This window comes from Paraglaciecola sp. L1A13 (genome assembly GCF_009796745.1).
In the GTDB taxonomy this organism is placed as follows: domain Bacteria; phylum Pseudomonadota; class Gammaproteobacteria; order Enterobacterales; family Alteromonadaceae; genus Paraglaciecola.
This window is the reverse complement of record NZ_CP047024.1, coordinates 2,508,087-2,529,325: the sequence shown is the minus strand read 5'-3', so window position 1 is coordinate 2,529,325 and position 21,239 is coordinate 2,508,087. Positions and strand designations below refer to the sequence as shown.

The following is a 21,239-nucleotide window of genomic DNA, read 5'->3' as shown; positions in this document are numbered from 1 at the left end:
GTTTTTAATAGGAAGCGAAAAAAGTCTCGTTAAAGTCGAGTCGAAGCCGTCAGGCTCCTTTTGTTTTTTAGTTCTGCTGCAAATTTGACTGATTTAAGAGAATAATAGTTAGTAAAATCATAAAGTAAGCACTAAAAGTGACGAAAAAACAATCAAACCGAGCAGTTACATATACGAAAGGTTCGTTAATCAGCGTTATATTTTCAAGGACGTATTATGCCTCAGTGGTTACTAAATAGACTTTTTGAATCAAAAGATCAACCAAAACCGACTTTTGCAATTCAAGGGACAATCAATTGGATGAGGGCTTTATCTGAGGTCGTTAATAGTGACGAATTCTCTGATGAAATAACAAATGATATTTATAAAAAAGTACAGCGCCGACCTAAAAATGAGGGCGCCGACACACTTGTATTTGAAAATATGCTTATGGCATACCACAACTTAGCTTCTTTAGATTCTTTAGATAAAGATGTTTCACATAAATACGATGTAATCCGTTCTGCAATTGTTTCTTGGTATTATTCAACATATTTTGCAGCCAGTGCTATGGTTGCAGCCTCATCTGGATCGCAACAAGAAACTCATACTGCTACAGCTAAAGTATGGCATTCTGATTTTGCTGAAAAAGGATTGTTGCCTTACCCGTTTAATTTATGTCTCTCTACTTTAGTCGGTAAAGATGTTAAATCTCAAATCAAAACTCTCAGAGCTGGAAATAGCTACACTTTGAATGTTCACTCTACTAATCTAGATGAAGCTAAAGGCGCTTGCTTAAGCTACTTGAGTGGTACTGCTGACTACAAAAAGTGGGAAGTTGAGGAGCGAGTAAAGGCATCTCGAGACTTTAAAAACCTTGGTGTAGATAATTTTAAAACTAAAGCTGCACAATCTTTGAGGGATGATGCCTTAAATAAAGGGCAAGTAAATTATCTATTTCAAGCATTTAGATATCGCGGTAAAGCTAATTATAGAGATTCGATATTTCTTTCCTACGGTAATAGTTATGAAGATAAAATGGATCTTTTTGTTAGCGATCTAAAAGATGTGACCTCGGCTTTTGTAAGGGTGGCATCAATTTACTGTCAAAAACGGGTTGTTAAGGGCGATTGGGAGTTATTTATCTCTGATCTGGAAGAAAATACCCGTTTAACTTTACCCGTAAATATAATGAAAATATAACAAGCGCATCAAATCTGACTCCGAAAGCTGTCCGAATTTTTGCATAAAACAAAGGCGCAAAAAATGCGTCCAACTTACTCCGCAGTTTATGCGGGCGTTACATTGCATCGAAATATGGAGTCTCCTCGTTAAATGGAAATAATTAAGTCTGTTCAGATTAGAAAATTTCGTTCATTAAAGTCAGTAACCAAAAAATTGGAATTTTCAGACCTTAATATTTTTGTAGGACAAAATGACCAAGGAAAATCGAACTTATTGAGAGCATTAAATCTTTTCTTCAACAATGAAACGGATTTGGATACTCGTTTTAGATTTTCAGAAGATTACTGTTATCACTCAAATACTGGCAAGGGTACCAGAAATGAAATTAGGATAGATTTAGTCATTGAGCCACCTAAAAGACGTTTTAAGCATGCAAAGCCGTTACGGTGGACAAAACGCTGGAGAAAAGATGGCTCGATCATTGAAGAAAGAAAATATATAGAAAGTGGTAATGAAGTACCTTCTAGAGATGGCGTGTCACAATGGTTAGATAAAATTAGATATAGATATATTCCTGCGATAAAGGGACAAAATTACTTTTCAGCTTTAATGGGTGAACTTTACGATGTATTGAATGAAGCTTATGCAGATATTTTATCTGCACAAGGTGAAGAGTTCATAAGTGGAATCCAAAAAATAACTAAAGGCATAACTAAAGATTTATCTGAGCAAATTGGGATTTCAAATACAATTCAAGTTCCTTCGGACTTTAAGCAGTTATTTTCTAATCTAGATTTTGGTGTTCGACTAAGTGGTAATACTTACCACTTAAAGCAACGCGGTGATGGAATAAAAATTAGACATATACCTGTGATTTTGAAATATATGTCAGAACAAGAACGGAGTATTTCAAGAGCGGGTTATGTTAAACCCGATACTATTTGGGGCTTTGAGGAACCTGAAAATAATCTAGAGTTAAGATACGCCTTTGAGTTAGCTAAAACATTTAAAGAGTACTCAAAAGATATTCAAATTTTCATTACAACTCATTCTCCTGCATTTTATGCACTTGATCAAACTGATGGAGATAATGTAAATACGTTTTACATTTCACAAGATGAAGATAGCTGTACTCAGGTTGATGTTGTTTCGCAAGAGAAAACTAATGAACTTCATGAAAGTATGGGATTACTTCCAATTATTACTCCTTATTTGACTAAAATATATGAGCATCAAAGCGAAATTGAAAATTTAAAGTCTAAGTTAGTTCAACTTGAAGATAGTGTACGTTTTGTTGTATTAACAGAGGATGAAAAGCATGAACATGTTATTTCATATTTTAAAGCGCAAGGTTGCAATGCAGAAGTAACTGAATTTTACTCTTATCTTGGTGCCAATCAAATAAGTTCGGCGCTCATTCTAGGCAAATATCTAAAAGATAAAAGACCTGATATACAAGTAATTATTCACAGAGATAGAGATTATCATACTGATAAAGATATAGATTCTATAAAAGATAAAGTCGAAAAAAGTGGTTTCGTTTTTTTTGTTACTAAAGGTGTGGATTTAGAATCAGAGTATATTTGTCCAAAACATATTAATGCTTTATATCAAGAAATTTCAATAGAGGAGGCTGAAACACTAATCCATCGTGCTACAGTTAAAGCGAAGGATGCTTCTATAGATCGGCTAATTGATCATGATCTTAAGAGCAAGAAGCCTGAGCAATCGGCTTATGCAAAACAAATTCGCTTACTGAACAAAAAATATGAGGATAACGTAGAGCGCTATAGGTATGGAAAAAAAGTTTTTGGTGAATTAAAGTCTGAGATACAAAGAACATTAAAAACTAATCCAGACTTATTTAAAGAGACTGAATTTATCAAGAATGAAGTCCTAGTCAAAATATTTTCAGAATAGCAATGTAACAAGCCACTTCACACGGAATTTTTACTCGCTTCGCTCCCAAAATTCCGGTGAGTGGGGCTTTAGGAAGTCAGTAAATTAATGGAGCTACATCTCATCTACACAGATTCAAATATCGTATTGTCTAAAAAGAAATATGGCGACTGGATTCAAATTCAAGAAGACTTTCCTGATTATAAAACATCATTAGGCCCTTGGAGTTTAGATGAAATGATCGATTTTCTTAAGGACGAATATGATAATCTTTTACCAAGTGCTTCTGCTCAAGTAAATGAGTTATCAAATAGCAGTTTAATTACAAAGGAACTGTCATATGATCTTCCCCCAGTTTCGTAGACACTTAACTTGCCTGTGAATATGTATTTTCATATTCATCTGGGGACACATGTCCAAGGTGGCTATGCAGTCGAGTTCGATTGTAAAACACCTCAATGTAATCGAACAAATCCGCTTTGGCTTCACTTCGGTTCACGTACACTTTTCGTTTCACTCGCTCCGTTTTAAGTGAGTGAAAAAAACTTTCTGCAACCGCATTATCTAAACAATGGCCTCGGCGGCTCATGCTGGGTATCAGATTATGAACACTTAAAAAGTCTAGATAGTCACCGCTGGCATATTGACTGCCCTGATCACTGTGTACTATCACCTCTGATACCGCAGGTCGTCTCCATATCGCCATCAGTAACGCTTTAATTACGATATCTGATGTCATTGTAGGTTGCATCGACCAACCAATAACCTTTCGTGAGAACAAGTCCAACACCACGGCCAAATACAGCCAGCCTTCATAGGTTTTGATGTACGTTATATCTGATACCCAAGCGGTATCAGGCTCGCTCACAACAAATTGCTGTTGTAGATGGTTATCTGCTGCAATATGAGGCGTAGAAGACTTGAAGTAGCGTCGCTTATAGCCAATATTAGCTTTGAGCTTGGCCTGCTTCATCAACTTAGCAACACGATTCACACCACACCTTTCACCTTGTCGCCTAAGATCATGCGTGATCCTAGGGCTGCCATAAACAGCCCCACTTTGCACATAACTTTCTTTGATGCGTTCAAGCAAGCGCTCATTGTCCTGTGCACTTTTTGATAATGGTTGCTTCGACCAGGCGTAAAATCCACTACGATGAACGTTTAACACACGGCACATGGTACTGACACGATAAACATGGAGTCGGGATTTTATGAACGTGTACCTTTCTTTGACTCGCTTGCAAAGTACACGGCGGCCTCCTTTAGGATGTTACGCTCTTCTGTCAGGCGCTTAACTTCAGCTTTAAGTTTGCGTATTTCTTCTTGCTCTGCCGATTGGCTAGTGGGTACTTTTACCTTACTCACCCAGTAATAGAGTGACTTATCTGATATACCTAAACGTTTAGAAACGTCAGGTACAGAATAGCCTTTTTCAACCACTTGGCGAACGGCTTCTTGCTTAAATTCATCGGGATATTTTTTATTCATAACACTTTTTACCTTACTTCAGTTTCTAAGTAAAAAGTGTCTACAAAGTTAGGGGAAGATCACATTTCTTATCCAGAAAATTTTACTTTACACATGTTATGAAAACTAATAATATTTTTATGTAATGGGAATGATTCTCATTACTATAACCTTCAAAGGAAAACTTTAAATGAAATCTTTTCTTAATATTGTCGCTCTATTAGCACTAACTAGCAGTGCAGCAGCCATTGCCAATACAATCAATTCAGTTGAGTGTTTTGATTGCTCTTATTCACAAAGAAACGCTAAGGCAAATACTTGGGCAATGCAAAATATTAGTAATTCGTCATTAGGTATTGCCAATGCTCAATCAGTAAACATTGTAGACTTGTCCAATAGAGAAATCTCAACTTTCAAAGTTTGGAAGCAAATGACGACTTTACCTCCACCACACCCATCCACTCCTTTGCCATACACTTCAGCGCAGAATACCCCAGAGCCGGTTCAGAATCATATGGATGCATTAATAACCGCCTTTTCGAATTTGAAGAGTAAGGCGGATAGCATAGTATTTCCTACTAGCCCAGAAACTGGAATAATCGACGCTTGGTCATTTGTTAACTGCGCATTTTGTCAGAATGATGTTAATACGTTTTTAAATGAAAGTATGTATGGCGAACTTCGTGCAGCTGAGCTCACTTTAGTGAGTATAGCGGAGGCTTTTGGTTTAATTCAAACTAGCATTTCAGACAGCTTTAAGATCGGCTTAGAATCCGGAGGTGAGCTAATAATCAAGTTGACAATTTTAGCTGATTCAAGTGATGGCGATTATCTTGAAGTGGAGATCGTTGAGGTTATTGACGCAGACAATAATAGTGTCCCGCAGAACGCAGCCGGTCTAAGCGGGTTGAATATTCGAGTGGGTTCTGAAAATCAGGCTAATCATATTAACCTTTTAATAGGTGCTTTCGGATATTTTATTCCTGTAAGGACAGGTGTTGTTACCATTAAAGATTGTGGCGGCGCTAATTTGCCAGCATGTTCTGGCGGCTCGTAAAATGTGACAATGTTATAGTTTGTATTATTGGGATACAGACCTTTCTCTGAGAGAAGAGTCACTCTTTAAAAATGCTTACGTATTAGGCCGCCTTTTAGCTCTGCTCAAAGGCGGCAAGTAGGTTCAAGGTTAACTCGATATTAATCGCCTGACTCTATCGATTTAAAAGCACGCTTCGCGCCATCTTCTCTGATGGTTTTTAACTTTAATCCAGCTGAGTTGGGTATCCGACGTAATATGCTTTATAAATGGAAAGAAAAGCTTGAATCTAAAGGTGAAGAAGCATTCCCCATCAAAAAGGGACGACCACTTAAAGAAAACCAGAGTGAAGTTTCAGCACTGAAGCAAGAAAATAACCGGCTTCGCGAAGAGGTCGACATCCTAAAAAAAGCAGCGGTATACTTTGCAAAAGAGCTCAAGTGAAGTATGCCTTTATTCGCGAGCAACGCCTCAATCATTCACTGATTATATTGTGTTCAATGCTTGGTGTGTCGACAAACGGCTACTATGACTGGCTGGGTAGACCGGCGAGTAAAACGACTAAAGATAATAGTCGTCTTGTGACAAAAATCCGTTGTTTCCACAAGGCGAGTTATTCTATTTATGGCTCCCCGCGCATTCATCAAGATTTGATAGTCGATGGTGAAAGTATTAGCCGCCAACGCGTGGCAAGGCTGATGAGAATGAACGGTATTCAATCTAAAGTGGCTAAGAAATTTGTCATCACCACAAACTCTAAGAATACATTATCGCCAGAGCCGGACCTCTTGAAGCGCTGCTTTAGAACGACAAATGCAAATCAAGCTTGGGTGTCAGATACAACGTTTATTCGGACTCGCCAGGGGTGGCTGTACTTGGCCATTATGCTCGATTTATATCAACGTAAGGTGATTGGCTGGGCCATGTCAGACCGCAATGATACAAAGCTGGTCAGTGATGCCTTGATGATGGCGCGTTGGCGACAGGGTAAAGTTAAGGATGTGATTGTACATTCAGACCAAGGCAGTACCTATGCTTCTAATGAATATCGAAGATTGCTCAACGAGCACAACATGCGGTGCAGTATGAGTCGAAAAGGCGAGTGCCACGATAATGCTGTTGCAGAAAGCTTTTTTAGCTCACTGAAAACTGAACTTACCGACGATGAAGACTACTTTACGCGTTCACAGGCTAAGCAAAGCATATTTGTATATATTTAAGTGTTTTACAATCGACAACGACGACATTCCTATTTGGGCTATGTAAGCCCAGTAGAATATGAGCAGGCGAATGCCTATTAATTAAATCGTCCGAAAAAATGTGGCAACCTCAGAACAAAGTTAATTTATTCGTGATGAAACCTGCGGGGGCAGGTTCGCTGAAACGTATCATTTGCCACCAAATTTACCGTTCAACCCGCAAAGTTATTTGGTCTGCTTTGGGTCGAAAACTGACCTTCATCCAGACTATCAGACAATTTCCAATATGTCTGCAATTCGCTCAAAGCCGAACTACTCAAATGTGCCAATTTCGGACATTCGGCATTAGCTTTTTGTGCACCATAAGATCCCATTTAAACGGATTACAAATTCCCTGACTTGCCAATTATCTTGTATTTAAATGGCCTGTATAAAAAATCAGGTATAATCGGATTTAGTGAATAATGCCCATGTCGCTTCCTATTATGTAATTTTGGTTGGTCTCGCTTTGTTTTTCTTAAAAACGCTAAGTTATTAATTTAACAATGGAAAATGTTTTTCACATCGTTTTTAATAGGAAGCAGAAAAGTCTCGTTAAACCGAGGTCTCCTTTTGCTTTTGCAACTTCGAGTGGTTTTACTCGTACGATAGTAAAAATACTGAATAAAATCAGAAGGTAAGACCTTAAAATGACGAAAGAAACTACCGAATCGAGAAGTTACATATACGACATGCTCGATAATAAGCGTTAGGTAACCAATGGAATTTAGGAAGCAATTAACGATAGGGTTATCGATTGTATTCGGTTGGGTTCCCGCTTTACTTTTAATGTGCTTCGCCGTTTTGGCTTTTGTTTCGGGTATTGCGAATCTATTTTCTGAAGCTTTGATTATATCATTAGGTTTTGTCCTGCTTGGTGCACTTGGTATATTGGGTTTTATAGCTTTAACCTCTGTTTGTTGGGGGCTAAAAGTAGAATTTGTTAAAAGGCTTTGGTTCTTAGTGTGCGGGGTAGGATCTTTGCTTGTTGCTTCAATCTACTTGATTCATAACAGTAGCAAGTCAAACTTGCATGATGATGCAACAATATATTTATTTGGATATATTTTTATCTGCCCTTTGGTAATAGGGTTTTATCACCTTTGGTTGCACATCAAGTGTTTGATAAAAGTTACCTAACAAACGCATCAAACTTGACTCCGCAGCAGGCCGGTTTTTTGCAAAATACACGGCGCAAAAAAGCGTCCAACTTGCTCCGCTGTTTATGCGAAGCGTTATATTGCAGCAGGATTCGATGGACTATCACCACTTTAAAATAAGCAAAGTTAACCTTCTCTTTTTGCTTCTTAAGCTCACTGTATTCCTGGGAGTGATATTTATATTTGCAAAGCTTAGATATGAAGCTCAACAGTTAGCGTTAATGCCAAATCAGTTGCTTGATCTAGTATTCATAAGTTGCTGTTTGGCGTTAGGGTGGATGTATCGCGTTAATTTAGATGATGTTGACCTAAGCGCAAATGACCAAAAGATAAAAATTAAGGTTGAATACAATCTTTACGGTTTTGTGTTTGTCAGACTTTTATCTAATAAGGGAAAAATGGCTTCTGTTCGGCTTTGGAATCCCACTAATTATAAATATGCTTTAGCAGAAGGTTTAACAGCTGAGTGTGTTTTCAAATCAGATAGTCAATTGCCAAAGGGTGGTTGTCGGCTTATTAATAGCTAATGGAAAGCGGTGATATGCAATATAACAAACCGTTTAACGAAAACGCCAGCAAACAACGCTGGCACGGACTCACAAACTACGTTCGCCCGTTAACGGGGCGTTATACGTTGGGGGAAAATGAGTAATAAATCACTTAAATGGATATTGCTGGCAACATACTTGGTGTTGGCCATAGTGTTCGGAGTCAATTATTCATGTCCGCAAGACTTAGCCCGCCCAATGATTTTAAGCATTAGCTTGGCTTACATTGTTAATCTCAACATAAACTTTTTTCTTAAGCTACCAATGAACGTTTTGCATTTTCCTGAAGCAAGACAGGTTTCAAATTTTAGTGCACGGCGGCGAGTAGTTCTGATAACTTGGGTTATGTTTTTGTCCGCTGTTATATGGGGTATAGCAGATGATTTTAGCTGCAACGTATAACAAAAACATTATTTCGCTCGCAAGCTCGCTGGGACAATTACTCACTGGCTGGCGCTTCGCGCATTACAGCCAGCAAGTAATTGCCCCATATGTTAAGCGTTATATGCCATCGGGGGAGTCGTGAAAAATATTGCACCATACGCTGATTCCGAACTACACCCACATGACCGCCCATTTGTTAGCGAAATTCCTCGATTAAAAAAGTTAATAGCAGCCGAAAACCTTGTCGGACTGGCGAACAATACAAAATGGAATGAACTGTTTACTTACATGCGAGAAAGTATTCAATTTGAATCCAAATGGATTCCAGGCTTTAGATTCAACTGCATCGATTCAGATTACATTTCCGTCTGGGACAATGAGTGGTATAACCACTTACCATATCCGATGCTCAGTGTAATGTGGTTTGAAATCGAATATAGAGAAGAAAGTGTTAAAAACAACCTCAGCGAGATTGTAACGACCGATCATTCGGCTCGTTTGGAACCACTTATCAAGTCTATTGGATTTGAATACGAGAAAGGATCAACATCTTTGCGAATCTATGGTTATTCACCACTTGACCGAAAAGGTTTTGAGTAAAGATGGCATATAACAAGCCAAGCCAGCGGGAATTTTACTCGCTGAAAAGCGCTCATAAAATCCCCTGCTTGAGGCGTTAGGGCTCAATGGATATGAAGCAAGCATTTTTATCAATTTTCATTTTATTACTTGCTGCTTGTGGAAGCGAAATTCCTGAGCATATTGATTTAAAATGGCATTACGAAAATTCGATTGATGTTGCTCGCTTTAAAGTTGTTCAAACAATTCCTGTTGTTCTTGGTGGTAGTCAATGTGACGCCATTGTTTGGGAGTTGGAATCAGTTGAAACTTTCAAAGGCAAACTTAAACAAGGTGACAAAATTAGAGTCTGGGGACCAAATGATCCAACTTATTGGGCTCTTGGAAAAGATCGGATTATGTTTTTAGATTACTATCAAGGTCAAGGGTATGATTCTTGTAGTTCTCATTTATTCTCTAATTTTAAACAAGTTACTTGGGGGGGTTGTGAAATATCCACTAAAGATAAAACAGAGAATGTATTGTTTCACACTATGATTAATTCTGAGCAGCGTGGTGATGATATTCCTGTTGCCAGTGAGACAGTGTTTAATATATTGCGCTCGTATTGAGTTCTGAGCCCTAACAAGCTGTTAAACAAGGACAAAAAACAGTTGGTTTTTGCTCCTTCGTCGCTAATTTTAACCAACTATTTTATTGCCTGTTAACAGGGCGTTATATACCATGAGATACATCGCGATATTACTTGTAGTATTTTCAGTCCTAGGTTGTTCCCGTGTAGTGAAGGAAGATGAGAGGATTTCATACTGGAAAAGTGAATTTTCAACTCAGATTCCCAAAGGTTCTACTTACGAAGATATTGAACGTTGGGCTACATCTCATAATATTCCCTTTAATGTTGCTAAAGGAGACGAGGGATATTTTCTTGTACTTGAAGAAACTAAAGAAAATAGCGTTGTTTGCGTATCTTGGGTGTATAAATTGGCCTTCCAAGTAAATGAAAAACGTGAACTGACTGAATACGAAATAGGGCGGGAAGGTAGGTGTTTATAATGGCATATAACAAGCCGTTTAACGAAAACGCCAGCAAACAACGCTGGCACGGACTCGCAAACTACGCTCGCCCGTTAACGGAGCATTAATGTCCGCTTATCGCTCATAGCTGCCTGTCACCTCAGTCCTACTAAATTTCTGCAATTGGCACATTTCAGCTATTCGCGTATTTTCTCTCGTTGAGATTGATAGCCATCATGGGATCATAGTATCGTGCCTGCAAATAAATTAGTACGAACTACCAACACTAATAAATGATGATAATTTTTAATTAATACAGTGGGTTACAGCATAGTCATAAGAAGTGAATTTGCAAACCCTTATGCTGGATAAAACAAAGCCCCGCGAGGGCGAGGCTTTGGATTCAAAAGTGGGTGCATCCTATTGTCTATTTGACTTTTAATTACCAAGATTAAGAATCACTTTTGTCTCTTTCTTCATTGTCTTTAATCAGAAATTGGTATATGACGAAAGCGGACAGTGCGATCTCAAAGACTACAAATAAAACAAATTTAAATGGTGAATCAGCATATGCATATTCAGTTGCGCCTTTAATTACAATTCTGCCATTATATATTGACCACATTGCGTGAAGTATTAACGCTACACTTGGTAGTAACAATAAGATCAAATCATTTACAGTTTTTTTGTTACTCATTTAGTTCTTTCTCCAATGTATCCGGCTCAGAAGTTAATTGCTCTACACCAGATTGAACAAAAGCGGCCGTTGCTTTATCTACTAGATAATTGTAAGCCATAGCCTTTGGCGATCCACCTTTCCCTAAGTTAGTTTTCTCAGCCATGTCTTTAGCTTTATTACCAGCTAAGTCACCAGCAACCCCCTCAGGTTCGGTTAATATGTTAGCAACATTTATAGCGGTTGAGATGCCTTGCGTTATTGGCGTTGGTATATAACCCAGTTGGTCACCAACTTCCTTTACAGGCTCACTAGTCAATATTTCTTTTGGAGCATTCGCTAAAATTTTACCACCTTGTTTTACAGAATTTCCTGCGCTTTTAGCTTCGTTACTTAATCCACTAAATACCTTTGCAAATCCATCAAATGGACTTTCAGCAAACTTACCATCTGGGTCAATATACTTGTATAGATTATTGTTTCCATTTTGCCGTGCGGCTGTCTAAGACAAGTTCGAGCAGCTAACGGACTTTAAAACGTCCTCCGTTATCCTTGCGAATACAAGGAGCTCAAGCACTTAGATAATTTGTAAATAACGATTATTTTGGCTACACGTTTGATGCTCTACAGCACCAAAATGTCAAACTATACGGTCTTACAAACATAAGCTAAACTCAGCACTTGATGTAAAAATTTTGGTTGAAAGATTATTGGTGAGTTCAGGTCGTAAACATTCATTGGAGCTTATATGCATATTACCATTGGGAATTTTCTAGCATGGCTAATCATTTACGTATTTTGTTTTTCGGTAACAAGCTTACTGTTATATATAGTTGGCGGGGCTGACTCTATAGATCACAACATTGGAAGTAGCTTAATTGCATCCGCAATTATTTTTTACGCGATTATTGGAAGTTTTCAATATGCGGACAAAGCAGCTTTTAATGAAGAAAGCAGAAAAACACGCTTATAATGTGTTGCGTTGAACAGCCTGAACAACTTAATTAAAGCACCTCATGGCTAAAAGGAAATTTCCGGAGCAAAGAACTTAAACGCTTTAGAGTGCCGACCTACGAAACCTGCAATCTCCCTAAATTCATAGCTGTTGAATTAGTTATACAAAGTATGGGGTAGGGTAATACAAGTGTTGTGTCGGCTAAGTCGAGCGACATAGTGAAAGTCTGTGTGAGCGAGTTCCGTACTCTGCAAAACTTTAACCGCGCATAGATGACATCAATTATAAGCATAGCCGATCATCCGTTAATTCCGCATTTTGCGCAAACTGGTAGCCGCGTTTCTCAAGCTCTTTGTCCAAAGGGTCGAGCATGATGTTCGCCAATAGTGGGGATAATGGCTCACCTTGAGGAACACCTACTCGACTTTCACTATCAAGCTGGTTACATCGATAACTCCACCTCGCAAGTAACGTTTAATTAATTTAAGCAGCCGTTTATCATTCACTTTACGGCTAAGGTAGGTCATGAGTAAATCGAGATCATCGCGGCCAAAAACTTAGACAGATCGTCATCGACAGCAAAACGGCGTTTCGTTTTAATAATGCCTTGCATCTGTTTCATCGCTTGATGCCCATTTTAATTTCGTCTAAACCCAAAACTGTTGTCTGAGAAGGTTGGGACGAAAATAGGCGTAAGGATTTAAGCAATGGCTTGTTGGATCTCGCGGTAAATAATGGTTGGAATTCCCATGAGATGTTTACCGCAATCAGGTTTATTAATTATTAGGTCACGGCTAATATTTGCACCTTATTATGTTCTGGTTAATTGTCTCTAATTAAAGAGTCTGGTGCCATTTAACCAGAACATATATCCAGCAATACGAGGTTGCCGATAGAGCTAAAAAAGGAGTTTGACAAAGTTCACAGTGTCGTAGAGGGTTTCGTTTTCAACGTGGAGCATATGACAACCGAACTGCTAGCGTCACCATGCTAAGACACTAATTAATATCACGCTGATAGAATTACTGATGAATTTATCGTATTGGTAGAGCAATCAATTCCTAAAGCGCTGTGAGATTCCTAAAAATCATATTTATCTACAACAGTGAGCCCAAATACCCACACAGAGAACAATATAAATATTCGTATAATGTATATTATGTTAAATTGACTATATTTCCTTATTAACTCTTCTTCTTATCTTGCTCAGTAATTGTAGGCTTCTATTATCTAAGTATATAGGTGCTGTTTTAAAGTCTTCGCTCATGTTTGGCTTCACTTGTCTTATTACGTGGTCTGGTGAACTATTTACATGCATTGACTCGTAATGAACTGTGACCTTGATAAATGTTGTAAGCATTTTTTATTTCTGGATTTTGCCATCTACTTCTCGGCAGATATAAATAAGGATACATAATGGACTCGAATAAAAATACTGATACGTCACGCATAATTGAAATGGCTTGGGAGGATCGCACTCCTTTCGAAGCTATCAATGTTTTATATGGTTTGAATGAAACCCAAACGATAAAGCTTATGCGAAAACAACTAAGCCCCCGGGCATTCAAAAATTGGCGGGCTCGTGTATCTGGTCGTAAAACTAAGCATGAAAAGATACGTAGTCCCTTAATTACGCGTGGCTATTGCTCGACACAATATAAACTGCGCTCAGCGTGATATTTTTAACGCAGAAATACTTCAACTGTAGTATCTACTGCTCAGTTAGATTTTCTATCGCGGCTTGCAAACTGGCCGCAGATAACTCACCAAAATGGCTTGATACCATAGTGCCGTGCTCATCGTAAAATAACGTCATCGGTAAACCATGGGCACCCATCATAGTCGCAACATCGCCTTTGGTGTCGAGCAACACATAGTTAAAGCTCTGATTAATATCCGCTAAAAACTCGGTCACGGTTGATGCTGGCTCACGCTGGTTTAACATGATGAACTTAACTTGAGGAAATCGTTTTTCTGCCGCTGATAATACCGGCATTTCACGTCTACAAGGCCCACACCATGAAGCCCAAAGATTAACGACGGTAATATTTTGATTGGCAACATGATGCAGGTTTACATCAACGCCTTCGGGCGTGGAAAACGACAAGTTTGGTAGCGCTGATTGTTCGTTTCCTGCATTTATGACGGCCTGAGTAACCGTAAATAATATTAATGTGGTCGCGGCTCCGCTGATAAGAATACTGCGTTGCTCAGGTTTACGCTTAAGTTGAATAATTAAAAATATTACGCCAGAAATAACACTAGAAAATGCATCAAATCCTCTGTCGCGGATATCGAGTATTTGCCAAACTGAATCGTAGCTTTCAAAGAATCGTATTACAAATACGACTCGCCCGACGATTAAGCTGTAAATGACTATGTTTATTAACGAGTCACCCACAGAGATGCTTTGCTTTTTGCCCAGTACGGCAACCACTATTAGCCCTACGATTAAACTAAAAAGTAAAATGATAGGCGATAAAGGAAGTGCGAATGAACCTAGGGTGATTGACGTCATAAAGATGGCCTCTATATAGGGTTCCCAGATGATTGTACTGGCGACATAGCATAATTAAACCACTGACTTATTTGAAAAACGGTCCCAATTTAACTATCAAATACACATTTCAAAGGGCAAATGATCATCTTATCATTATTAATACCGTTATCACCATGCCAGCGATTACTCACATATTTGAACGATAAGCTTTATAACATAGGTAATATACATACCCGTATAATTAGCGTTATACGGGTGTCAGGAACGATAAAATACTCCGGTAATATCCATAAACTCTTTTTATCCCATCGGTTGTCTACGGGATACCGCAGTGAAGGTTATTGAATATTAATTTTCGAAAGTATAGAACGATGTTATGCGCGAAAGGATGCATATGTCGGTTGTTAATATCGCTTATTAATGGCAATTGATTTTAAATTGAAAAGGTAACAAAGATGCTTAAATCCAGGTATTTACTAGGGACTAGTTGGCAACGAACAATGAGCAAAATATATAATTGGGTTAAGAGCAGTTTGTCCCCTGCCCTAAACCCAACGAATCTCTTACTGGTTACACGTCGTAAGTCGTGGACGACGTATCACCGCCGCGACCTGTCCAATTAGTGTGAAAGAACTCACCTCTTGGTTTATCAATGCGCTCGTAAGTATGTGCGCCGAAGTAATCGCGCTGAGCTTGTAATAAGTTAGCAGGCAAACGTGCTGTTCTGAAACCATCAAAATAGGTTAACGCTGAGCTTAAGCACGGTATGGCGATACCGTTGATAACAGCTGTGCCTACTACGTTTCTCCACCCTGCTTGCGCAGATTCAACGGTATCTTTGAAATAAGGCGTCAGTAATAAGTTCTCAAGTTTAGGGTCAACATCGTATGCTTCTTTAATTTTGCCTAAAAATGCAGAACGAATAATACAACCACCACGCCACATCAACGCGATGCCACCGTAGTTTAATTCCCACTTGTACTCTTTAGCTGCTTCTTGCATAAGCATATAGCCTTGAGCGTAAGATACGATTTTGGCGGCAAGTACTGCTTGGCGAAGATTTTCAATAAATTCAGCTTTATCACCGTTGAAACTAACCTCAGGGCCGGTAATCACTTTTGAGGCTTCTACGCGCTGTTCTTTCTTAGCTGAAATACAACGAGCAAATACCGAGTCAGCAATAAGGGTTAATGGAACACCTAAATCTAAGGCGGTTATGCCTGTCCACTTACCCGTACCCTTCTGACCTGCAGTGTCTAAAATTTTCTCTACTAATGGCTCACCGTTTTCATCTTTAAAGGCAAAAATGTCTTTAGTGATATCGATAAGGTAGCTGTCTAATTCAGTTGTATTCCAATGAGCAAATACTTTTTGGATTTCATCGGCGTTCAAGCCTAGTACGACTTTCATTAGTTGATACGCTTCACAAATAAGCTGCATGTCGCCGTATTCGATACCATTGTGAACCATTTTCACGAAGTGACCTGCACCAGCATCGCCAACCCAATCGCAACAAGGAACGACTTCGTTACCGTTTTCGTCAGCGACTTTGGCTGAAATAGATTGCAGAATATCTTTAACTATTGGCCATGCTTTCTTGGAGCCGCCAGGCATAATTGAAGGGCCTTTCAACGCACCTTCTTCACCACCTGAAACACCGGTACCAATATACAATAAGCCTTTGCTCTCTAGGTATTCGGTTCTACGGTTTGAATCTGGAAAATGGGTATTACCCCCATCTATGATAACGTCGCCTTTATCAAGAAATGGTATCAATTGTTCAATGAAGTCATCTACTGGTTGCCCAGCTTTTACCATTAACATTACTTTACGTGGAGTTGATAATGATTTAACAAGGTTTTCTACACTGTCGGCTCCACGAATATTCTTACCTTTGGCACGGCCTTCAATGAACTTTTCAACCTTCGAATGACTTCTGTTATAGGCCGTCACCGTAAAACCTTTTGATTCCATATTAAGGATCAAATTCTCACCCATTACGGCTAAACCAACTAAACCGATATCCGACTTGCTTTTCATTTCACATTCCTTAATCACGTGTACAGAGTAAAAATAACCCACGCCCTTGGTATTGATAAGATAAGGGCTGGGTTAGTTAATCTAATTAGGTTCGAATCATTGCCTATTTATTGGGGGCAAAAAGCGGATTTATCAAGGTTAAATACAACCTTGTTTTAACAACAGTTAACGGTCTACATTGTAACCGCGTCAATTTGGCAAATCTGTGCTACCTCGCGGTTTCGTTAAGACGTCTCGTAGACCTAGTTGGCAACCGCGCTGCCAACAACCGTTTCACAAATGGTCCTACGGTTGAATAGTATGCCATTTAGTACCGTAAATATGCCAGTTACAACCGTCAAATTTTTCCCAATATTGGTAGAGAAATAATATATTTAGCTTAATTGTGGTCATATTTAGTACCAATTCTTACAAATCACTATTAACTGTATAAAAACACAGTTAATATAAGCTGCACCGTGTTTTTATTATAATGTGTCAATATATATGTCCGAGCCCGCCGAATTTATTCCATTATTCCCACACGCTGAGCAACTTGATGTAGGCGTGTTATATATCAATCAGCAGGTGATGGCGCTTGACCTCATTATTCGTGACGCTGCTTACAGTTACGAGTTAGCCATAGAATATCTCAGTGAAAATCGCTTTAACCCAAATAATTTCAAGTCCATACGCAGTGAACTTAATCTGCTTTTTAATTGGGCATGGTTTGTGAAACGCTGCTCAATAGCTGACGTAGATAGGGTGTTACTTCGCAAGTTTGTAGATTTTTGCAACCAGCCTCCCCTGCATTTAGTCACACATGCCTCATACCCGTTTTTTATTGAGGACAGACAACACAAAACGCTAGCCCCTAACCCCAAATGGCAGCCATTTGTATTGCGCGATGGCACACGTTATGTGCGAAAGACAGCAACCTTAAAAGCACAACTTTCTTTGCTGAGTGGTTTTTTCTTGTTTCTTAGCGATATGGAATACTGTGACAAAAATCCTGCTGCGGTCTTATTACGTAGGCTGAACGTCAATAATACCCACGTTATTGAATCACCAGACGAAGAAAAAGCATTAAGTGAATTACAGTGGAAAAGCGTGTGGCAGCAAGTGAATCATCTTGGGACGACACAGCCAGAGAAACACCAACGAACCCGTTTGTTATTCGCCTTATTGTATTTACTTTACCCTAGAGTGTCAGAAATTGCCGCTAGGCCCGGATACACGCCCATGATGAGTAGCTTTATAAAGCACAGAAGTGGGCAATGGGTTTTTAAAATTCCCCGCAGTAAGGGCGGCAAGAGTCGCATGATCCCCTGCCCTGACGAGTTAATGGTCTGCTTAATGGACTATCGCCGTTACTTAGGTTTATCTGATCTCCCCGAACCCGATGAGCGCGTGCCACTGTTTGTGCGCCACAAGGCTGGCACACATGGGCGAGAAGCGGGTATTTTAAATGCACAACTGGGCATTGAAGCGATACGTAGCATAGTGCGAACTGTATTTGATACAACAGCCGATGTACTTGAAAATAGCGCCCCCCATGAAGCTCATGAGCTACGGGAATTTAGTGTTCATTCCCTGAGACATACAGGTATCACCACCTCAATTGCAGCAGGTACGCCACTACAGGTGGTGATGAAAAATGCTGGTCATGCAGACTTGTCAACGCTGTCAGTTTATATTTCTACCGATATCCAGCAACAAGCTAAATCAACTGTCACCCGTGCTTTGTAGTTTTTGATTAAGCTGAGCTAAATTTAAGCGCAGCCACCTTTATTTAAAGGATGGCTGCAAGCAATTAGATCTAATAGAAAAACAACTAATCATCAAGAGCATATGCGATAACGTAGTCGCCTGGTGGTGTTTCCATAAAATGATGACCTGCTGCCACTATGACTAAATAGCTCTTACCGTTTTCGCGATATAACATAGGGTTTGCTTGTCCGCCTGCAGGAAGAACATCTTGCCACAGCGTTTCACCGGTATTGATATCAATGGCTCTAATCAGGTTATCTGTGGCTGCAGCAATGAAAATGAGACCACTTTTAGTGACCACACTGCCGCCGTTATTAGGCGTGCCAATAGTAATTGGCAGGCCTGAGGCGATGCCGAAAGGTCCATTGTTACGCGCAGTACCTAATGGTCTGTCCCATAGAGTTTGCCCATTTTCTAAGTTGATTGCGCGAATGCCACCGTACGGGGGCTGTTTACACAATAATCCGGTAAAGGGTAAACGCCAACCAGCGTTTACGTCCACGGCATAAGGTGTACCTTGCTGTGGATCGCCAGCGCCTTCCGCACCGCCATCATCATGATCCATTTCGTCTCTTGGTTTCCAGCCTCGTTCATTGGCTTCTTCTCGTGACACTAAGCGATTGTAATTAGGCATATCATTGTAATTGGCGATCAACACACCACGACTTGGATCAATGGCTACGCTCCCCCAATCAGATCCACCGTTGTAACCAGGATACTGTATCCAGTGTTGGTCAGTGGTAGGCGGTGTATAAATGCCCTCGTAACTGGCTGCTTGAAACTGTATCCGACAAGCCAATTGGTCGAACATAGTTACGCCCCACATGTCGCGAGCAGTTAAGTCTGGCTTACGTAAGGTATGAAAAGTGGAGAACGGTTGTGTACTTGCTCGTTTCTCTGGTGCGACGCCACCTGTTGGCACCTTGCGTTCTTCTACGCCAGTAAGGGCTTCTCCTGTCTCTCTGTTAAGAATATAGATTTCCCCCTGTTTACTGGTCAGTACTAATGCTCGCACCAACCCTTTTTGGGAGGGGTAATCAATTAAACTGACTTGTGATCCAAGGTCGTAATCCCATACATCTTTGTGAACGGTTTGAAATGACCAAGCCGGCTTACCCGTGTTGACATTAATTGCTACCAATGACGTGGCATATTTAATTTCAGCCTCAGTGCGAGAGCTACTCCAGTAATCGGCCGATGAATTGCCCATGGGCAGATAAACCAAGCCTAAATCATTGTCACCTGTGGCCGATGTCCACATATTAGGTGTACCTCTGGTATAGGTTTCTCCTGGTGACGGGTATGTATCAATATCTGTTTTGACCATGTCCCATGCCCAACGTAGCTCACCCGTTTTAGCATCGAACCCTTTAATAACGCCAGAGGGCGCATAGCGTTTTTGTCCGTCTAACACTTGATGGCCTGTAATGATTACGCCTTGAACAACAACAGGTACGCCGGTAATAGCAACAAAACCACTCGGCGTTTTGCCCATATGTTGCTTGATATCAACCTGGCCATTGTCACCAAAATCACTACAAGGGCGACCAGAATTAGCGTCTACTTCAATAATACGGCCATCAAGGGTGCCGCTAATAATACGTTCGCGACAAAATGCAGCGTCAGGCAATGAAGCATTGAGTACTGGGTTATCATCGCTTCGCTGTTCAGCATCATCATTCATGTCAGGTAGCTTGTAGTAAGCCACACCTCTGCAAGCTGCTGTGTAGGGGATGTCTTTATCAGCTATGTTTGGGTTATATCGCCATAATTCTTTACCCGTCTGTGCAGATAGAGCGATGATCTGATTACGCGCACTGCACAAATATAAACGGTCGGCAATTTTAATCGGAGTGGTTTCGGCCCCATAGCGCTTAGCAGGAATGTCTTTGGTTCTGTATTGCCAAACTTTTTTTAAGGAGGATACATTGCTGGAGGTGATATCAGTGACAGGAGAATATCGGCTAGCGTTGTTGTCACGACCGTAGACTGGCCAATCGTCGTCTGAAACATCCGCCACGCCGTTGTGCTCGCCTAATTTGATTAAGCTTGTACCTGCTAGGGGGGGTTGGGCATTGTGTGTCCAGTTTGTTGGGATAAACGCCATGCTAAAAGCTCCAATAAACAATACTGCGAATGCACCCGCTAATGAAAAACTAGCCCGCTTAGAAATGCCTAAACTTGGCAGTAATAAAGCCAAGACAAAGCCCAACGTTACAGGGATGCCCATTCTTGGAACCCAGCGCCAGTAATCCAAGCCTGACTCCCAAGCGGTCCAACCTAAGGTGCCAATAAATAACAAGGCAAAAAACCATAAACCCAGCTGCTGTTTAAAATAGAGCAATGTGCTGCTCACCAGCAAAGTTGCCCCTGCTAATGCGTAATAGTAGGACCCATTTTCAAAAATTAGCCATAGACCGCCTATAAGTAAGTACAATCCTATTAAAAACGATAACACGGCGAATACTCTAAGCGGCCAGTCTAGAATATGTTTATTGGAGGAAGAAGGCATGGTGTGTTTTCCTTACTGTTGAAGTTCGAAAGCGGATTAAATTCAACACCTATTCATTCTCATTGACACGCATGAGGTATGCACTGTAAGGGATGGGTGTTTCTTATATGAATAGATGCAAACCATGCACCAAGGCAAATACCAGTTAGAGCAAGGGATAGAGCAAGGTGCGTGCATACGTATGTGAAATCGTTGCAGCGATATTGTAAAAATTACCGAGGTTAATTAGCTATAAAAGTGGCCTTGAAACAAGAATATGTTTAATAAGGCGAGCAAGACAATATCAATGGAATACTTCAATGTATTAAAAAGCCC

The 21,239-nt window shown here is 40.0% G+C and carries 20 protein-coding genes; 15 read left to right on the top strand and 5 right to left on the bottom strand.

All coding sequences use genetic code 11. From position 1 onward, the window contains the following. Nucleotides 1-216: 216 nt before the first annotated feature. From GQR89_RS10465 to GQR89_RS10455, 3 genes are all read left to right on the top strand, one after another. Nucleotides 217-1,182 carry a hypothetical protein gene (locus tag GQR89_RS10465; RefSeq protein ID WP_158769994.1) on the top strand — a complete coding sequence of 322 codons (966 nt, stop codon included), beginning with the start codon at nucleotides 217-219 and terminating at the stop codon, nucleotides 1,180-1,182. A gap of 132 nt (nucleotides 1,183-1,314) precedes the next feature. Then, on the top strand, nucleotides 1,315-3,084 hold the full coding sequence (locus GQR89_RS10460; RefSeq protein ID WP_158769993.1) for an ATP-dependent endonuclease: 1,770 nt from the start codon (nucleotides 1,315-1,317) through the stop codon (nucleotides 3,082-3,084). Nucleotides 3,085-3,171: 87 nt separating this feature from the next. Continuing rightward, entirely contained in the window at nucleotides 3,172-3,426 is a 255-nt protein-coding gene (locus GQR89_RS10455) for a hypothetical protein (protein WP_158769992.1), read from the top strand. A gap of 4 nt (nucleotides 3,427-3,430) precedes the next feature. Here GQR89_RS10455 and GQR89_RS10450 read toward each other — a convergent pair. Further along, nucleotides 3,431-4,554 (bottom strand): IS3 family transposase gene (locus GQR89_RS10450; RefSeq protein WP_370460941.1). Its coding sequence is split into 2 segments (ribosomal slippage): nucleotides 3,431-4,326 and nucleotides 4,326-4,554, totalling 1,125 coding nucleotides; the frame shifts between segments, so codons are not numbered across the junction. Between the two features lie 169 nt (nucleotides 4,555-4,723). On the opposite strand from GQR89_RS10450, the gene GQR89_RS10445 reads away from it, so the two are divergent. The 9 genes from GQR89_RS10445 (at nucleotide 4,724) to GQR89_RS10410 (ending at nucleotide 10,531) form a co-directional block, all read left to right on the top strand. Beyond that, the gene (locus tag GQR89_RS10445) at nucleotides 4,724-5,590 is read left to right on the top strand and encodes a hypothetical protein (RefSeq protein ID WP_158769990.1); all 867 of its coding nucleotides are present in this window, start codon (nucleotides 4,724-4,726) and stop codon (nucleotides 5,588-5,590) included. Nucleotides 5,591-5,782: 192 nt separating this feature from the next. Further along, nucleotides 5,783-6,013: a transposase gene (locus tag GQR89_RS10440; RefSeq protein ID WP_255455621.1), complete on the top strand. Its 231-nt coding sequence runs from the start codon at nucleotides 5,783-5,785 to the stop codon at nucleotides 6,011-6,013. Beyond that, nucleotides 6,010-6,789, top strand: a complete 780-nt coding sequence (locus GQR89_RS10435) for an IS3 family transposase (protein ID WP_158769988.1) — start codon at nucleotides 6,010-6,012, stop codon at nucleotides 6,787-6,789. Before GQR89_RS10440 ends, GQR89_RS10435 begins: the two co-directional genes overlap by 4 nt. After that, nucleotides 6,790-6,870, top strand: a complete 81-nt coding sequence (locus GQR89_RS21740; protein WP_370461074.1) for an IS3 family transposase — start codon at nucleotides 6,790-6,792, stop codon at nucleotides 6,868-6,870. Nucleotides 6,871-7,527: 657 nt separating this feature from the next. Further along, nucleotides 7,528-7,947, top strand: a complete 420-nt coding sequence (locus tag GQR89_RS10430; RefSeq protein ID WP_158769987.1) for a hypothetical protein — start codon at nucleotides 7,528-7,530, stop codon at nucleotides 7,945-7,947. Nucleotides 7,948-8,062: 115 nt separating this feature from the next. Further along, nucleotides 8,063-8,494 (top strand): hypothetical protein, encoded by a 432-nt coding sequence (locus GQR89_RS10425; RefSeq protein WP_158769986.1) that lies wholly within the window; start codon nucleotides 8,063-8,065, stop codon nucleotides 8,492-8,494. 543 nt (nucleotides 8,495-9,037) lie between these two features. Beyond that, entirely contained in the window at nucleotides 9,038-9,499 is a 462-nt protein-coding gene (locus tag GQR89_RS10420) for a DUF6678 family protein (RefSeq protein ID WP_233268938.1), read from the top strand. A gap of 86 nt (nucleotides 9,500-9,585) precedes the next feature. After that, the gene (locus tag GQR89_RS10415) at nucleotides 9,586-10,089 is read left to right on the top strand and encodes a hypothetical protein (protein ID WP_158769985.1); all 504 of its coding nucleotides are present in this window, start codon (nucleotides 9,586-9,588) and stop codon (nucleotides 10,087-10,089) included. Nucleotides 10,090-10,258: 169 nt separating this feature from the next. Continuing rightward, the gene (locus GQR89_RS10410; RefSeq protein ID WP_158769984.1) at nucleotides 10,259-10,531 is read left to right on the top strand and encodes a hypothetical protein; all 273 of its coding nucleotides are present in this window, start codon (nucleotides 10,259-10,261) and stop codon (nucleotides 10,529-10,531) included. A 650-nt stretch (nucleotides 10,532-11,181) separates the two neighbouring features. Here GQR89_RS10410 and GQR89_RS10405 read toward each other — a convergent pair. Beyond that, the gene (locus GQR89_RS10405; protein WP_158769983.1) at nucleotides 11,182-11,487 is read right to left on the bottom strand and encodes a hypothetical protein; all 306 of its coding nucleotides are present in this window, start codon (nucleotides 11,485-11,487) and stop codon (nucleotides 11,182-11,184) included. A gap of 429 nt (nucleotides 11,488-11,916) precedes the next feature. Between GQR89_RS10405 and GQR89_RS10400 the strand changes: the two genes are divergently transcribed. Together GQR89_RS10400 and GQR89_RS10395 are read left to right on the top strand one after the other, a co-directional pair. After that, complete coding sequence (locus GQR89_RS10400; RefSeq protein ID WP_158769982.1) at nucleotides 11,917-12,141, top strand: hypothetical protein; 225 nt, start codon at nucleotides 11,917-11,919, stop codon at nucleotides 12,139-12,141. Nucleotides 12,142-13,539: 1,398 nt separating this feature from the next. Next, complete coding sequence (locus tag GQR89_RS10395; protein WP_158769981.1) at nucleotides 13,540-13,800, top strand: TIGR03643 family protein; 261 nt, start codon at nucleotides 13,540-13,542, stop codon at nucleotides 13,798-13,800. A gap of 34 nt (nucleotides 13,801-13,834) precedes the next feature. On the opposite strand, the gene GQR89_RS10390 is transcribed toward GQR89_RS10395, so the two are convergent. After that, nucleotides 13,835-14,641 carry a TlpA disulfide reductase family protein gene (locus tag GQR89_RS10390; RefSeq protein ID WP_158769980.1) on the bottom strand — a complete coding sequence of 269 codons (807 nt, stop codon included), beginning with the start codon at nucleotides 14,639-14,641 and terminating at the stop codon, nucleotides 13,835-13,837. A gap of 552 nt (nucleotides 14,642-15,193) precedes the next feature. Beyond that, nucleotides 15,194-16,663 carry a decarboxylating NADP(+)-dependent phosphogluconate dehydrogenase gene (gene gnd / locus GQR89_RS10385; RefSeq protein ID WP_158769979.1) on the bottom strand — a complete coding sequence of 490 codons (1,470 nt, stop codon included), beginning with the start codon at nucleotides 16,661-16,663 and terminating at the stop codon, nucleotides 15,194-15,196. A gap of 486 nt (nucleotides 16,664-17,149) precedes the next feature. On the opposite strand from gnd, the gene GQR89_RS10380 reads away from it, so the two are divergent. After that, nucleotides 17,150-18,391 carry a site-specific integrase gene (locus GQR89_RS10380; RefSeq protein WP_158769978.1) on the top strand — a complete coding sequence of 414 codons (1,242 nt, stop codon included), beginning with the start codon at nucleotides 17,150-17,152 and terminating at the stop codon, nucleotides 18,389-18,391. An 85-nt stretch (nucleotides 18,392-18,476) separates the two neighbouring features. On the opposite strand, the gene GQR89_RS10375 is transcribed toward GQR89_RS10380, so the two are convergent. After that, nucleotides 18,477-20,924, bottom strand: coding sequence for a membrane-bound PQQ-dependent dehydrogenase, glucose/quinate/shikimate family (locus tag GQR89_RS10375; protein WP_199271310.1), 2,448 nt, complete (start codon nucleotides 20,922-20,924; stop codon nucleotides 18,477-18,479). Nucleotides 20,925-21,239: the final 315 nt, after the last annotated feature.

Bases quoted from the DNA above. Each gene is read 5' to 3' on its own strand.
- GQR89_RS10460 (WP_158769993.1), top strand. From the start codon at position 1,315: ATGGAAATAATTAAGTCTGTTCAGATTAGAAAATTTCGTTCATTAAAG.
- GQR89_RS10455 (WP_158769992.1), top strand. From the start codon at position 3,172: ATGGAGCTACATCTCATCTACACAGATTCAAATATCGTATTGTCTAAA.
- GQR89_RS10440 (WP_255455621.1), top strand. From the start codon at position 5,783: ATGGTTTTTAACTTTAATCCAGCTGAGTTGGGTATCCGACGTAATATG.
- GQR89_RS10395 (WP_158769981.1), top strand. From the start codon at position 13,540: ATGGACTCGAATAAAAATACTGATACGTCACGCATAATTGAAATGGCT.
- GQR89_RS10390 (WP_158769980.1), bottom strand. From the start codon at position 14,641: ATGACGTCAATCACCCTAGGTTCATTCGCACTTCCTTTATCGCCTATC.
- GQR89_RS10430 (WP_158769987.1), top strand. From the start codon at position 7,528: ATGGAATTTAGGAAGCAATTAACGATAGGGTTATCGATTGTATTCGGT.
- GQR89_RS10465 (WP_158769994.1), top strand. From the start codon at position 217: ATGCCTCAGTGGTTACTAAATAGACTTTTTGAATCAAAAGATCAACCA.
- GQR89_RS10400 (WP_158769982.1), top strand. From the start codon at position 11,917: ATGCATATTACCATTGGGAATTTTCTAGCATGGCTAATCATTTACGTA.
- gnd (WP_158769979.1), bottom strand. From the start codon at position 16,663: ATGAAAAGCAAGTCGGATATCGGTTTAGTTGGTTTAGCCGTAATGGGT.
- GQR89_RS10415 (WP_158769985.1), top strand. From the start codon at position 9,586: ATGGATATGAAGCAAGCATTTTTATCAATTTTCATTTTATTACTTGCT.
- GQR89_RS10380 (WP_158769978.1), top strand. From the start codon at position 17,150: ATGTCCGAGCCCGCCGAATTTATTCCATTATTCCCACACGCTGAGCAA.
- GQR89_RS10445 (WP_158769990.1), top strand. From the start codon at position 4,724: ATGAAATCTTTTCTTAATATTGTCGCTCTATTAGCACTAACTAGCAGT.
- GQR89_RS10425 (WP_158769986.1), top strand. From the start codon at position 8,063: ATGGACTATCACCACTTTAAAATAAGCAAAGTTAACCTTCTCTTTTTG.
- GQR89_RS10375 (WP_199271310.1), bottom strand. From the start codon at position 20,924: ATGCCTTCTTCCTCCAATAAACATATTCTAGACTGGCCGCTTAGAGTA.